Source organism: Exiguobacterium sp. s129 (genome assembly GCF_018617585.1).
Taxonomy (GTDB): Bacteria; Bacillota; Bacilli; order Exiguobacteriales; family Exiguobacteriaceae; genus Exiguobacterium; species Exiguobacterium aestuarii_A.
In genome coordinates this window covers 1-13166 of sequence record NZ_JACSKL010000010.1, presented here as the reverse complement: position 1 = coordinate 13166, position 13166 = coordinate 1, and the positions used below count along the sequence as shown (strand labels likewise).

General features: G+C 47.6%; 18 protein-coding genes and 1 pseudogene. 11 read left to right on the top strand and 8 right to left on the bottom strand.

Annotated features, from left to right (window positions below; translation table 11 throughout):
* Window position 1: 1 nt before the first annotated feature.
* From KNO92_RS11175 to KNO92_RS11165, 3 genes are all read left to right on the top strand, one after another.
* On the top strand, window positions 2-931 hold the full coding sequence (locus KNO92_RS11175; RefSeq protein WP_214761358.1) for a carbohydrate ABC transporter permease: 930 nt from the start codon (window positions 2-4) through the stop codon (window positions 929-931).
* A 24-nt stretch (window positions 932-955) separates the two neighbouring features.
* A complete protein-coding gene (locus KNO92_RS11170; RefSeq protein WP_214761356.1) occupies window positions 956-2308 on the top strand; it encodes a GH1 family beta-glucosidase in 1353 nt (450 codons plus the stop codon).
* Between the two features lie 88 nt (window positions 2309-2396).
* Entirely contained in the window at window positions 2397-2642 is a 246-nt protein-coding gene (locus tag KNO92_RS11165; protein WP_214761354.1) for a hypothetical protein, read from the top strand.
* 33 nt (window positions 2643-2675) lie between these two features.
* Here KNO92_RS11165 and KNO92_RS11160 read toward each other — a convergent pair whose 3' ends face one another.
* From KNO92_RS11160 to KNO92_RS11130, 7 genes are all read right to left on the bottom strand, one after another.
* Complete coding sequence (locus tag KNO92_RS11160; protein ID WP_214761352.1) at window positions 2676-3638, bottom strand: quinone oxidoreductase family protein; 963 nt, start codon at window positions 3636-3638, stop codon at window positions 2676-2678.
* Between the two features lie 101 nt (window positions 3639-3739).
* The gene (locus KNO92_RS11155) at window positions 3740-3898 is read right to left on the bottom strand and encodes a hypothetical protein (protein WP_214761350.1); all 159 of its coding nucleotides are present in this window, start codon (window positions 3896-3898) and stop codon (window positions 3740-3742) included.
* Window positions 3899-3973: 75 nt separating this feature from the next.
* Complete coding sequence (locus KNO92_RS11150) at window positions 3974-5302, bottom strand: PTS sugar transporter subunit IIC (RefSeq protein ID WP_214761348.1); 1329 nt, start codon at window positions 5300-5302, stop codon at window positions 3974-3976.
* Between the two features lie 12 nt (window positions 5303-5314).
* The gene (locus KNO92_RS11145) at window positions 5315-6721 is read right to left on the bottom strand and encodes a GH1 family beta-glucosidase (protein ID WP_214696901.1); all 1407 of its coding nucleotides are present in this window, start codon (window positions 6719-6721) and stop codon (window positions 5315-5317) included.
* 15 nt (window positions 6722-6736) lie between these two features.
* Entirely contained in the window at window positions 6737-7045 is a 309-nt protein-coding gene (locus KNO92_RS11140) for a PTS sugar transporter subunit IIB (RefSeq protein ID WP_015880671.1), read from the bottom strand.
* Complete coding sequence (locus KNO92_RS11135) at window positions 7042-7389, bottom strand: PTS lactose/cellobiose transporter subunit IIA (RefSeq protein WP_214696899.1); 348 nt, start codon at window positions 7387-7389, stop codon at window positions 7042-7044. The genes KNO92_RS11140 and KNO92_RS11135 overlap by 4 nt, the downstream gene beginning before the upstream one ends.
* A 153-nt stretch (window positions 7390-7542) precedes the next feature.
* Window positions 7543-8253, bottom strand: a complete 711-nt coding sequence (locus KNO92_RS11130; protein WP_214696897.1) for a GntR family transcriptional regulator — start codon at window positions 8251-8253, stop codon at window positions 7543-7545.
* Between the two features lie 205 nt (window positions 8254-8458).
* Here KNO92_RS11130 and KNO92_RS11125 point away from each other — a divergent pair, with 205 nt between their 5' ends.
* From KNO92_RS11125 to KNO92_RS11095, 7 genes are read left to right on the top strand one after another with little or no spacing between them, the layout of a single operon-like run.
* Window positions 8459-8902 carry a hypothetical protein gene (locus KNO92_RS11125; protein ID WP_214761346.1) on the top strand — a complete coding sequence of 148 codons (444 nt, stop codon included), beginning with the start codon at window positions 8459-8461 and terminating at the stop codon, window positions 8900-8902.
* Window positions 8902-9330: a hypothetical protein gene (locus tag KNO92_RS11120; RefSeq protein WP_214761344.1), complete on the top strand. Its 429-nt coding sequence runs from the start codon at window positions 8902-8904 to the stop codon at window positions 9328-9330. The genes KNO92_RS11125 and KNO92_RS11120 overlap by 1 nt, the downstream gene beginning before the upstream one ends.
* On the top strand, window positions 9331-9780 hold the full coding sequence (locus tag KNO92_RS11115) for a hypothetical protein (protein WP_214761342.1): 450 nt from the start codon (window positions 9331-9333) through the stop codon (window positions 9778-9780).
* Window positions 9764-10234 (top strand): hypothetical protein, encoded by a 471-nt coding sequence (locus tag KNO92_RS11110; protein ID WP_214761340.1) that lies wholly within the window; start codon window positions 9764-9766, stop codon window positions 10232-10234. Before KNO92_RS11115 ends, KNO92_RS11110 begins: the two co-directional genes overlap by 17 nt.
* On the top strand, window positions 10213-10731 hold the full coding sequence (locus KNO92_RS11105; protein ID WP_214696888.1) for a hypothetical protein: 519 nt from the start codon (window positions 10213-10215) through the stop codon (window positions 10729-10731). The genes KNO92_RS11110 and KNO92_RS11105 overlap by 22 nt, the downstream gene beginning before the upstream one ends.
* Window positions 10718-11188 carry a hypothetical protein gene (locus KNO92_RS11100; protein WP_214761338.1) on the top strand — a complete coding sequence of 157 codons (471 nt, stop codon included), beginning with the start codon at window positions 10718-10720 and terminating at the stop codon, window positions 11186-11188. The genes KNO92_RS11105 and KNO92_RS11100 overlap by 14 nt, the downstream gene beginning before the upstream one ends.
* Before the next feature lie 26 nt (window positions 11189-11214).
* Window positions 11215-11958: an endonuclease/exonuclease/phosphatase family protein gene (locus KNO92_RS11095; protein ID WP_214696879.1), complete on the top strand. Its 744-nt coding sequence runs from the start codon at window positions 11215-11217 to the stop codon at window positions 11956-11958.
* A gap of 29 nt (window positions 11959-11987) precedes the next feature.
* On the opposite strand, the gene KNO92_RS11090 is transcribed toward KNO92_RS11095, so the two are convergent.
* Window positions 11988-12323 (bottom strand): hypothetical protein, encoded by a 336-nt coding sequence (locus KNO92_RS11090; protein ID WP_214696877.1) that lies wholly within the window; start codon window positions 12321-12323, stop codon window positions 11988-11990.
* Window positions 12324-12735: 412 nt separating this feature from the next.
* Between KNO92_RS11090 and KNO92_RS11085 the strand changes: the two are divergent.
* Window positions 12736-13166, top strand: a pseudogene (locus KNO92_RS11085) (glutamine--fructose-6-phosphate transaminase (isomerizing)); the annotation flags it as partial.

Genomic DNA, 13166 nt, shown 5'->3' with positions numbered 1-13166 from the left:
GATGGAACAAAATGCAGAAACACGGCGAATGCTTCCGGATAGCGAAGCGCAGCCAAAACGTAAAGAAGACCGTCCACTCAAAGTGGCGCCACCTCAAAAACAAAAGTCGAAGCATCGTGTTGTGCGAGGCTTGATCTATGCAAGTTTGGTTATTCTTGCGATTATCTGCTTCATCCCGTTCTTGATGATGATCATCAACGCGACGCGGACGAATGGAGAAGTCATATCTGGCTTCACCTTGATCCCTGGTAATGCGTTGCTCGATAACTACGCTACCCTGAGCGAGTACATCAACATCTGGACCGGCTTTAAAAACAGCTTGATTATCTCGGTATCAGTAACGATACTTTCGGGCTACTTCTCAGCCCTTACGGCTTATGGATTCACATTCTACAACTTTAAAGGGAAGAATGCGATGTTCATCTTCATGCTCGTCATGATGATGGTTCCAGCACAACTTGGACTCATCGGATTCTACGAGATTTCAAAAACGCTCGGCATTCTCGATACGTTCATCCCGTTGATCGTCCCTGCGATTGCAACACCGTTCACGGTCTTCTTCATCCGCCAGTACACGCAAGCGACACTTCACATCAGTTTGATTGAAGCGGCACGGATTGACGGTGCGAGCGAGTTACGTATTTTCCACACAATCGCGCTCCCAATGATGATGCCAGCGATTGCGACGATGTCGATCTTCACGTTCATCGGCTCATGGAACAACTACTTGATGCCACTTGTCCTCTTATTCTCTCCTAAGAAATACACGTTGCCTGTCTTGATGGGCTTCTTGAAAGGATCACAAGTCGCAGAAAACCTTGGCGCGCTTTACCTAGGAATCGCGATCTCGGTCGTACCGATCATGATTGCCTTCTTGTTCCTCTCGAAGTACATCGTCAGCAGTATTTCGGCAGGTGCTGTCAAAGAATAAATATAGAGAAAAGAGGAAAACACTATGCATTTTAAGAAAGACTTCGTATTCGGGACAGCCACGTCCTCGTACCAAATTGAAGGCGCACACAATGAAGGGGGACGTACCCCTTCGATCTGGGATATGTTCTGTGACATCGACGGGCGCGTGTTTGAAAAGCATAACGGCGATGTCGCATGTGACCACTACCATCGTTACGAGGAAGACATTCAGCACATCAAAAAGCTAGGTGTCGACACGTATCGATTCTCCATCGCGTGGCCACGCATCTTCCCTGCCAAGGGAGAGTATAACCCAGAAGGAATGGCGTTCTACAAAAACTTGGCACTACGTCTCCGTGAAGAAGGGATCAAACCAGCCGTCACGATTTACCACTGGGATCTTCCGATGTGGGCTCACGAAGAAGGTGGCTGGGTCAACCGTGAATCGGTCGACTGGTTCCTCGATTATGCGAAAGTCTGTTTTGAAGAGCTTGATGACATCGTCGACTCTTGGATTACCCACAATGAGCCTTGGTGTGCCGGCTTCCTCGGCTACCACGTCGGTGTTCACGCACCGGGTCATCGTGACATGAACGAAGCGGTACGCGCCGTGCACCACATCTTGTTGTCGCACGGAAAAGCGGTCGAGTTGTTGAAGCGAGAGATGACATCCACGACCCCAATCGGCATCACGCTCAACTTGTCACCGATGTACGCGAAGACGGATTCGGCGAATGACCGCCTTGCGATGAACAATGCCGACGGGTATTCGAATCGTTGGTTCCTCGATCCGGTCTTCAAAGGCCAGTATCCGGTCGACATGATGAACTTGTTCTCCAAATATGTGCATAACTTCGATTTCATCCAATCGGGTGATATGGAGACAATCTCGACAGCTTGCGATTTCTTCGGCATCAATTTCTATAGTCGTGGCATTGTCGAGTTCAACGCAGCAAATGATTTCTTGAAGGCAGACGCTTACTCGGACTACGAGAAGACGGGCATGGGCTGGGATATCGCCCCGAACGAATTCAAAGACCTGATCCGTCGTTTACGCGCCGAGTATACTGACCTTCCCATCTACATCACAGAGAACGGCGCCGCATTTGACGATGTGCTGGAAAATGGCGAAGTCCATGACGATAACCGGATCGACTACGTCCGCCAGCACCTCGAAGCCGTCTCTGACTTGAACGATGAAGGCATGAACATTCATGGCTACTACCTCTGGTCGCTCATGGATAACTTCGAATGGAGCTTCGGATACGAGAAGCGCTTCGGAATCCTCTATATCGACTTCGAGACACAAGAGCGCATCTGGAAAGACAGCGCGAAGTGGTATGCCGGTGTCATCGCCGACCATAAAGCCAAACACGCGGATAGCGTCGAGGCGTAACATGCATCCATCCCTGCCGCTACGGGGATGGATTTTTTTGTGTGCAATTTATCTATTATGGGAACTGTAAGAAGGGGGAGGGATATTCGTGAAACGAGAATTTTCAATGTATGAAGTTACAGGTTATGACGATCAAGGGAAGATCAAGTTCGTTCATTTGAGAGAAGGGGAGTTCGTGTTGCCGGTTGAGATTAAAGGAGACGACTTACGAAAAATCAAGAAGATGATGGAACTGAATCCCGGGGTGACTGTGATTATTCATGCGGCGGTCGACCAGAAACGGATGCGGCTGCTTGAGGTGGACGGATATTCACTCCGAAAAGAGGATACGTAAAACGCCAGCACCGAAAACGGGCTGGCGCTTTGTTTATGGAATTAAAAGTATTTTCCCTTGGCTCTTCCGACTTTCTAAAAAGGCGTGGGCCGATGCACCATCGGACAAGGCGAACGTTGTCGGTGATGGAATGATGAGTGAACCGTCCTCAATCCAACTGAACAATTCGTGTGACCGACGAATGCGTTCCTCTTTTGAGGTAAGGATGTTCCATAAGTCACCACCTGTCAATGTCTTCGATGTGTCCATGAGCATACGCGGATCGACCGGTTTTGGATCGCCGCCGGCCATGCCGTAGAAGACGACCGTTCCACCGATACGAGTCGCTTCAAAGCTGTTTTCTAATGTCGCACCGACTGAATCATAAATGATATCGGCACCGCGACCGTCCGTGGCATTACGAATCTCTTCGACCCATGCTTCATCATAGCGATAGGCACGGGCACCATGTGTTTGAATAGTGGCCACTTTTTCGGCTGTGGACGTGAGACCGATGACCTGTCCGCCGAGACGCTGAATCATTTGCGTCAACAATTGACCGACACCGCCAGCGGCTGCATGTACGACCGCGACATCATCGGCCTGAATCCGATAGCTATCGTGGACGAGGTAATGGGCCGTCAATCCTTGAAGCATGGTCGATGCGGCTGCTTCGAATGAAATGGCATCTGGAAGAGGAATCGCCTTGTCGAGCGGGACGGCAACAAATTCTGCGTTGGCGTGCGGGACATCGGCAAAGGCGATGCGGTCCCCGACTTGAAGCGAGGTGACGTTCGCCCCGACCGCTTCGATCACACCGGCTCCTTCATATCCGAGAATGTATGGAGGTTCTCCGACGAGATGATAGTTGCCTTTCCGGCGATACACATCGGCATAGTTCAATCCGATGGCTTTTGTGCGTACCAATACTTCATCAACTTGTGGTATCGGTGTCGGGACTTCTTCATATGTTAAAACATCAGGACCACCGAACTGATGGAAGACGAGTGCCTTCATGCTGATCACTTCCTTCGTTAGACTCACTAAAACTATAGCATATGCATCTTCTAATATTTGTAGAGATGTCTAAGAAAAAGCCTGAGTTCATTGTAGTGAACTCAGGCTTTGTTCGACTCGGTTTGCTTTCCTGCCTGATACCCGGCCACGAGAATGAATAAGGTACCTATGATATAAGGAATGACTGACTGAAAGGCAAGACCTGCTGCAAACGAGGATGAGGCAAATAGCGCGAACATGACGGTGACATTTCTTTTCATCCTACCCCAACTTTCCAATCTTTTCCTACATCATAACAGCCCTTCTCATTGCTGAGAAGGGCTGTCGTTTTTGTTTCAGGCTGACGCTTTGTCTGCTTCTTCTTGTGCTTTCAATTCCTCACCATACGAAACGCGGTCTTGAATGCGAACGAATGGAAGGTAAACCGCAACGGCCATAGCAATCGTTGCAATCTGTAAGAGCGCAGCACGCCATCCACCAATCAAGAATCCAGAGATGACTGGAGGTGTCGTCCATGGTACTTGAAGGGCGTTGAACGGCTCAACCCAACCCCAAAGGATGGCGAAGTAAACCATGAATGAAGCGATGGCTGGCACGACAACGAATGGGACGAACATGATCGGGTTGAAGACGATTGGCATCCCGAAGATGACCGGCTCATTGATGTTGAAGATACTTGGCGCAAGTGATAACTTACCGAGCTGCTTCAAGTGTGCCGAACGTGCGACAATCAGTGTCGCGATGATGAAACCGATTGTGATCCCTGATCCACCGAGTTTCGTGAACACATCAAGGAACTGGATTGTAACGATTTTTGCGTTCTCACCAGCGACAAGCGTACCACCAGCATCGATGATCGCTTGGTTTTGAAGCGCGTTCGCTGTGAGAAGTGGTCCCATGATTCCCATAAGGATTGCGGCACCGTGAATCCCACACCACCACATGACAGACATGAGCACCATGATGATAACGGCTCCAGCGAGTGTGTCTGTCAAGTTTTGAAGTGGTGCTTGAAGCACATCATAGATGACTTCTGTGAACGTACGCTCTGCAACCGCTTGGAAAATCGCAAACGTTGCAACGGCGAGCGAGATGATTGCCAAACCAGGAACAAGTGCAGAGAATGAGTTCGATACGCCTGGCGGTACACCGTCTGGCATTTTAATGCTGATCCCGCGTTTGATGAACTGCGAGTAGATGAATCCAACTGTCAATCCGACGATGATGGCAGCGAGGACACCTTGTCCACCTGTCCATACTTTTGGAATGACGCCACCGACGAATTCCCCAGATTCAGACAAGACAGAAGCTTGTGTGATGATGAGGAACGAGATGATTCCGAGAATACCAGCCGGTACCCCTTCGATCTTTTCGTTCTTGACGTATGAGTAAGCGATTCCAAAAACACCGATTAAAGCAAGGATGTCAAACGTCGCACCGACGACTTGCGTGAGCGGGAGTGACCAGTCTGCCCCGAATAGGCCTGACATGAAGTCAGTCCAACCTGGAATCGGTAACGCCAGGATGAGAAGGAACAGCGACCCGATGATGGTCATCGGCATCGTGAGGATGAACCCGTCCTTAATCGCAAGGACGGGCTTGGCGTTCGCGAAGCGAACAAAAGCAGGGGTGAACTTTTCAAATACTCTTTCTAAGCGGCTCATAGGGGAACCTCCTTATAGGTCTTCAGCGCGCGTGGCGATGATCTCTTTATACCAGTGGAACGACTGTTTCTTCTTCCGTGCGAGACCGTTGTTGTGGTCGACGTAGATGAAGCCGTATTGTTTCTTATAACCGTTCAACCAACTGAGAAGGTCAATTGCAGACCAAGCATAGTAACCGGCAACGTTGATGCCTTGTTGAACAGCATGTTTGACTGCACGAAGGTGACCTTCGATGTACTCGATTCGTGGCGTGTCCATGATTTCACCGTCGACGATCGGGTCGACATCACCGAGACCGTTCTCTGTGATATAGATTTTGACGTCGCCGTAACGATCTTTTAACATGTGCATCCCATCGAGGAACGCTTCCGGTGAGATTTCCCAATCCCATTTCGTGTACACTTTGTCGTCCATCTTGACTGTCTTATAGACGCCATCGAACGATGGGTTACCAGGGCGACCTGTCGAGTTCTCACGTCCACCAGCCATGACGAGCGCTGAGTCATTTTTCATGACGCGCTGCGGGCTGTAGTAGTTGAGACCGATAAAGTCGTTCATCGGAGCGGTACGTTTCAAGACGTCGAGTTCTTCCTCTGTCATTTCAGGGAGAAGACCTTGTTCGTTCAGACCGTTCACGACGTACTCTGGATATTCACCTTTTAAGATCGGGTCGTAGAACCAATGTGTCGCATAAGCGTTCGCATGCATTTCGGCAAACTTGTTCTCTTCTGCGTCATCGATACTGAACGCCGGGTTGAACACGTGCGTGATCCCGATTTCGCCAGTGTGACCGTTTTGTTTGAAGAGCTCGACGGCACGGGCGTGAGCGACGAAGACGTTATGCGTCGTTTGGAAATAACCTTTGACGTCGCCTTCGATACCTGGCGGGTGTGCGCCTGTTAAGTATCCAAGTGAGCAGAAGATGACCGCTTCGTTGAATGTGATCCAGTGGTTGACACGGTCACCGAACGATTGGAAGCAAGTATCCGCGAAACGGACGAATGCGTCAACCGTCTCTTTGTTCTTCCATCCGCCTTTTTCTTCAAGTGCTTGTGGAAGGTCCCAATGGTAAAGCGTGACGAATGGGACGATGTCGTGTTTCAAACATTCGTCGATCAGATTGTTATAGAACTCAAGTCCTTTTTCGTTCACTTCACCCGTACCGTTCGGGAAGACGCGTGGCCATGAGATCGAGAAGCGATATGATTCGAGTCCCATCTCCGCCATGAGCGCGATGTCTTCTTTATAACGATGGTAATGGTCGACTGCGACGTCGCCGTTTGTGTTTTCAAATGTCTTACCAGGAATTTTCGAGAAGACGTCCCAGTTCGAGAGGCCTTTCCCGTCCTCGTTCCATGCGCCTTCGACCTGATAAGAGGCCGAAGCGGCGCCGAACAAGAAATCTTTAGGCATTTTCAAAGTCATCACCTCAGTTTATTTATTTACAAGTTTCAATGAGTGGTCTAATACTTTCGCACCGTTCATCATGCCGTAGTCGACTGTGTTGATGACGTCGATTGGAACACCTTTTGGTTCACAGATTTGCTTCCCTTTTGAAAGAAGATATTTCACTTGTGGTCCGAGAAGCGCAACGTCGATGTTGTCGACGTATGTCTCCATCTCTGATTCTGGGTAAGCTGCGATTTCAGCTTCGATACCGCGCTCAGAGGCAACCGCTTTCATTTTTTCTACTAACATACTTGTTGACATACCTGCCGCACAGAAGAGTCCGATTTTAATCATTTTTGATCCATTCCTTTCAATTCGTTGATTTCGTTTTGCATGTTCATCATATATCCAAGCATTTCTTTAACGAGAATTGTGTTCATCAAGTGATCTTGCGCGTGCACCATGAGGACACCGACTGTTGCCGATTTACCTTGTGCTTCGAGCGTGACGAATTTCGTTTGAATCGCATGTGCTTCTTTTAATGTTGCGTCACCAGCAACGACTGCTGCCTCGGCTTCTTCTTTTTTTCCTTCTTGCATGAGGAGCATCGCTTGATGGTAGCTCGCTTTGGCGTCACCCGAGAGGGCGATGAGACCGAAAATATCTTCCGGTGAGATTTCGATTGTTTCAGAAACCATAGTATCTCTCCTTTTTGTATGGATAACTAAAATTCATAGGTACAAATATTTTCTACACGTTGATAGTAGCACGAAAGCGTTTTCGTGTAAACCCTTACTTTTCGAAAAAAATGCATAAAAAATGCGCACGAGAAAAGCATCTCTCGGGCGCGTTTAGGACTTGATGTTCGAGACTTTGAGCATTTTGACATGTTTAAAATGATGGATGGAACGAGAGACGTCGAAGATTTGACCATTTGTTAAATAGACGGTGTTATCGACAATCAAGGCTGGGTCATTCTCGTTCAAGTCGAGCAGATCGGCGGACTCAGAATCTAAAAAGTCTGCGTAAATGACTCGGTCGGCGAATCCGATGGCAAGTTTTTGGTCACTTCGTAAATACGTATAAATCGACTTTTGGACGATGTTCTCGTCTAAGTAGATGACGAGCTCTTTTCGGAAGTATGAATCTTCCACCGAGAACGGATGGTCATCGACGAGACGTAGACGCTTCACGAAGTAGACGGGTGTCCCAATCGGGCACTTCATACGTTCTGCGACTTCATCGTTTGCAACCGTCTGTTCGAAATGTAAGACGCGTGTTTCGACTTTCCGACCACTGAAGTCACTTGTGAGACCTTGAAGCTTTTCAAGGTTGATGTAATCGCTATTGTAATGGTCGCGGACGAAGACACCGCTCCCTTGGACTTGATAGACGTATCCTTTGTTGACGAGGATCTCGATCGCTTTTCGGACCGTATTGCGACTGACACCATATTTATTGGCGTACTCATCTTCGGTCAATAATTTATTCGTATGTTGGTAGACGTGATTGACAATGTCTGATTCAATCTGGCTCGCAACTTGCTTGTACTTCGGAGACATACAGTTCTACACCTTTCAAAAAAATTTGTGGGAATGAATTTGCTAACAGTATAGCAGATAACCTTTGTAAGCGGATACGTTTCATTTATCAATTGTTGAAAAAAGTCGAACGATTCATTGCGGGAATATTCGGAAAATGTGAAACAATGATGGCATAGAATGCGTATATAAGAAAAATGCACGTTAGAGAAAGGAGGTGCTCGATTTGACTGAGACACATTGGTATATAGAAGAGACAACATGGCGTAAGTCACATCTTCAGGTCGGTTATATATTGCTGGCGTTTATTGTACTTGCAATTATCCTATCGTTCTTCGGACGTTATGTCTGGCTGACCGTTCCGTTTGTTTTGATTGGAATCGCCATGATTGGATTAGATGTGAAAAAGTATCGGATGCGTCGTAAGCATATGGATACTCAAAATCTGATGCGATTACTGATATGGAACCTACTTTATGATTTGATTAGTTCGGGTGTTCTTATCTCACTCATTTCAGCTCTTCTCATCTTTCAATATGACAGTTTGGCGTTAGCGATAGGCCTTCTCGTATGGGGAGCGGTGAGCGATCAGGTGTCACGAACGTTTCAAAAGAAATTAAATGAACAGGTTCCATTATTAAACCAGTTGGATCAGGAGCGACAGAAATGATGAATGAACGGATAACGCAAGAGAAGGCATGGAAACGTTTATTCGACCAATGGATCTTCGGCATATTTGGAACATTGGTGGTACTCATGGTTCCCATCAGTTTATGGACGGATGACCTTACATGGGGCTTGTTGTATATCGCCTGTACACTCATTCCGTTGAACATCTTATATGTAAAGCGTTATCGGATGCGCCTGTCATTTCAACCAGAATTGAAAGGGTTATATCGTCGTCAACTTGCTCGGGACGGGATCAACAGTGTTGCCTTCTTTCTCGCGTTGAATCATCAATTCTTATTTACCTCAAACGTGGCGTATGTATGTGTCACGGTGTTCATCGCAGGCGCGATGTTATGGACATGGAACGTGGAGACGCAGACAAAACGACAAGATGTAGAGTGCATCAACTTTAACAAGGAGGCGATATAAGTGGAGCAAGACGTAAAGTGGATGCAACGGATGCGAGGTTATGCCGTACCCGTCATGATTCTATATGTCACAGCCGTCATTGTCGCCCTCTTGTTAGAGAAAATGTGGTTGATTCCCATTATGGGGTCGGTCTCCGTGATTATCGTCGTGATGGGCTATCAAGAAATGCGCATCATGTGGCGAATGACCAAGCATCCAAAGGCACATCGAATTCTCATTATTCAATACGTATTCGAATGGGTGGATGCGATTTTATTGACGACACTCATGGTGACCCTGCTGACCGCAGAAGATGTTGGTCTCATGATTGGTCTCTTTTTCGGGATATGGGGAGTACTTAGTCCGCTTCGGCAGAATTGGTTCACAAATCAACTCCAACATATTGAACCAGGGCTTCCGACGTATGAAGAAGTGATTGAAGGGAGGGTCTCGCATGAATCGTCCATTTGAACTCACAGTAACGCATGCCAAACAGTTCGAGCGGTTCTTTGGTTGGCCCGTACTCGTCATTTTCTTGATTTCGTTCATCGTGATGTTGCGGACACAGGCGATGTGGGTCATCCCGGTCATGTTGGTCGTATCCATGGGCTTGGCTTATAAAGGATATATGGAATATCGAGTCATTCGCCATTTTGCCGAACATCAAGCGGTCGCTCACGTGTTACGCTATCGACTCATTGATTGTTGGATTGATGCCGTTTCTTTATTTGCGCTCTTCATCCCGATGTATGTAAACGAAGATGCCTTCATCCTGATTCCCGGGATCGTCGCCCTTTGGGGGTTGACGAAATCGTATCGAGAGAAGAAGTGGAAAGAGCGAATTCTTGGACATCAGTCTAGGCTACCGACGTATGAAGAAGTGTTGGAAAGGAGAGAGGACGTATGGAACTATCACCAAAAGTAAAGTCGCAAATCGATACGATTTTAAAAGTAGACCGTTTGACGAAATGGGGTGTAGGCATCATCGGAATCGGGCTTGTCGTCAGTTTTTTGATTTACGCCTCGTATTGGACACTCTCTGACGGCGTTGTTACAGGAACATTATATGCCGTGCTCGCCGCAATCTTGACGGGTATTTTTATTCAATATCGGATGTGGCTACGCTTTGTGACGAATCAAACGGCACGTAACCTCTTATCAATCAAAATGATGGCACACACGCTCGCTTTGACCGGTATCGGGATTTACGGACTCTTTTACTTTACGAGTGAAACGACAGGCACACAATCGTTCCGCATGTTCCTCCTTTCCCAGCTGACGTTTTTCGGGATTGAATACTTGGCGAAACGGTTCGATCGCGTCATTCAGTCTTATGATGAGAACTATTTGACGGATCAAGATTTAAAAGAAATTCGTGAAGTTCGAGAATACGAGAAGGAGCAACGTCGTGAACAAACGTGATCAGATGAGAGAGCTTGTCACAGTGGAAACTGAAAAGAATGGAGTCTTCACTTTTCTGTCGTGGATGGTCTGTATATCGTTGTTTGTGGCGACTGAAAAAGGATGGGTGTCAGCAGGAACTGTTCTTTTGATTGGTCAATTTGCGGGATTATTTGCGATTAAAAAATCTTGGAAGAAAGAAACGATTCAATTGAAGTATTTAACGAATCGAGACGCCAAACGTCACATACACTTGATGTCGATTTTTAATTTTTTGACGTTCCCGATTTTGCTCATCCTTATGTTCGGATGGGTAACGAAACAAATTGAGACACCTTACTTTATTGGGTTGATGGTGACTGGAGGTGTCATATCCGTCATCGGTCATAAATGGTACGAGCGATATATGGTTCGTCTCGACGAGAACTATGTCACGGAACGAGAGTTAAAAGAAGAACAAAAATGGGGGAGCGCGTGACTCACTCGAGAAAGTAGGAAGATGAAGTGAGGATTGCGACATATAATATTTGGAACCATGAAACGTCATGGCAAAAACGACTCGATGCGATTTGCCAAGAAGTGAAACGAATCGACGCGGACCTGGTTGCCCTGCAAGAAGTCCGTTCTTATGAGCAGGGGAGTGTGGCGCATGACATTGCAGAAGCGACAGGCTATCCGTTCTGCGTATTTCATCCTTATCCTGACTCACCGGACGAAGGACTCGCTTTTTTGAGCAAGGTTCCTTTGGGTTCAGTTGAAGCGATTTGGGAAAGTGACGTGGAAGAGTCTAACTTTTGTGCAACCCGAGTGACGCTTACGTTCGGCGGTCAGGAATGGGGACTCACGAACGTACATCTGAATTGGCGTTCCGTGTCGATTCGAGAACGTCAGATGGCAACGGTGCGAAATTGGCTACACAAAGGACGTCAAAAATCGGTCGAGGTGTTATGTGGGGATTTCAATGACCATCCTCAATCTTCTATTTATCATGATGTATCGGAGACAGGTTGGCTGGACGTGACGACGTTTGTTGCGGAAGAGCCACGGGCGACGCTAGACGTAAAGCACAACCCGTACCTACAATCCTCTCATCTCGAGCAGTCTGAACGATACGATTGGATTTTGATCCGTTCCGAGTGGAAAGACGTTGAGGTTCAGCATATCGATGTATTCGGCGACATGCGAACGAGTAGGGATGTTGTACCGAGTGATCATTACGGTGTGATGGTCGACTTTACCGTGAAATAATGGGAGGATGTGCTGCGGCGCGTCCTTTTTTATTTGAACAACCGAGCGATGAACCCCACACATGCCGCAAAGGGAAGAAGGAGAAGAAGCCCGAGCCATTGATCACGCCAGACGACAAACCAGAAAGCGGCTTGCAGACACAGGATGCCAACTGCGGCAAAGATCACGAATAAGAATGCTTTCTTACGGGTGGAGCGGTCGTCCCACCATTCTTTAAAGTAAGGAAAACTGCAGAAGAATGCCATGGCCATAAAGAAAATCGCAGGAAACAACATGACATCCCCTAACGTGCTATTCCCTTCAAATTCTAGCCACCTGGATAAGACAGATAACAGTATGCCAATCAACAGGAAGATGCCGCCCATGTGTTTCCCCTCATTTCTTTACTCGTTACTTGTATCATGCCCGTTCTCTCCCTAGTCGAAAACCTGAAGGAGTGATGGCTTTTTAGTGAAAGTGGTGACTTTTACATGAACGGTAAAAAAGTATTCGGCGACATTTTTTCGAATTGCTCTATCCAATTCTTTTTATACTCGATAGCATGAAAGCGTATCTGGAGAAACGGCTGGATATGAAATAGAAGCGCCAGAACTCTATAGAGTTGACGAGGACGAAGGTGATCGAGATTTCGGCGGATGCCTTCCAGTCGCGTGTCACGACTGAGAGGGTCTCGATAAAGCGTTCGGGTGATCGGACGGACAAAGCGAGACTTGATGACATCACTCTAAAAAGCCCGTTTCCTTTTTCGAGAAATCGAAGAATAGAGGAGAGTTGTTTATGTGTGGAATCGTAGGAATGATCGGACAAGTTGGAACGAAAGAGATTTTATTAAAAGGGCTTGAAAAGCTCGAGTATCGCGGCTACGACTCGGCAGGGATTGCCTTGGTCGGTGAGGACGTTCGTACATTCAAAGAAGTGGGACGAATCCAAGCACTCCGTGACATCGTACCGGCTGACGCTGAAGGAACCATCGGAATCGGTCACACGCGTTGGGCGACACACGGGGTACCGAGCGTACCGAACGCCCACCCGCACCAAAGTACGACAGGACGTTTCACCCTCGTGCACAACGGCGTGATCGAGAACGATGAACAATTGAAAGCCACACTTGATGTACCCTTCCTCTCGGAGACGGACACGGAAGTCATCGTCCAGCTCATGGAGAAGCACTTCGTCGAGCTCGGTGATGTCGAGGCGGCGTTCCGCAA

What these genes read in the sequence shown, in the direction of transcription:
- KNO92_RS11135 (WP_214696899.1), bottom strand. Translation starts at nt 7,389, where the DNA reads ATGGTTTCTGAAACAATCGAAATCTCACCGGAAGATATTTTCGGTCTC.
- KNO92_RS11175 (WP_214761358.1), top strand. Translation starts at nt 2, where the DNA reads ATGGAACAAAATGCAGAAACACGGCGAATGCTTCCGGATAGCGAAGCG.
- KNO92_RS11130 (WP_214696897.1), bottom strand. Translation starts at nt 8,253, where the DNA reads ATGTCTCCGAAGTACAAGCAAGTTGCGAGCCAGATTGAATCAGACATT.
- KNO92_RS11110 (WP_214761340.1), top strand. Translation starts at nt 9,764, where the DNA reads ATGAATCGTCCATTTGAACTCACAGTAACGCATGCCAAACAGTTCGAG.
- KNO92_RS11155 (WP_214761350.1), bottom strand. Translation starts at nt 3,898, where the DNA reads ATGAAAAGAAATGTCACCGTCATGTTCGCGCTATTTGCCTCATCCTCG.
- KNO92_RS11120 (WP_214761344.1), top strand. Translation starts at nt 8,902, where the DNA reads ATGAATGAACGGATAACGCAAGAGAAGGCATGGAAACGTTTATTCGAC.
- KNO92_RS11090 (WP_214696877.1), bottom strand. Translation starts at nt 12,323, where the DNA reads ATGGGCGGCATCTTCCTGTTGATTGGCATACTGTTATCTGTCTTATCC.
- KNO92_RS11140 (WP_015880671.1), bottom strand. Translation starts at nt 7,045, where the DNA reads ATGATTAAAATCGGACTCTTCTGTGCGGCAGGTATGTCAACAAGTATG.
- KNO92_RS11170 (WP_214761356.1), top strand. Translation starts at nt 956, where the DNA reads ATGCATTTTAAGAAAGACTTCGTATTCGGGACAGCCACGTCCTCGTAC.
- KNO92_RS11105 (WP_214696888.1), top strand. Translation starts at nt 10,213, where the DNA reads ATGGAACTATCACCAAAAGTAAAGTCGCAAATCGATACGATTTTAAAA.
- KNO92_RS11150 (WP_214761348.1), bottom strand. Translation starts at nt 5,302, where the DNA reads ATGAGCCGCTTAGAAAGAGTATTTGAAAAGTTCACCCCTGCTTTTGTT.
- KNO92_RS11160 (WP_214761352.1), bottom strand. Translation starts at nt 3,638, where the DNA reads ATGAAGGCACTCGTCTTCCATCAGTTCGGTGGTCCTGATGTTTTAACA.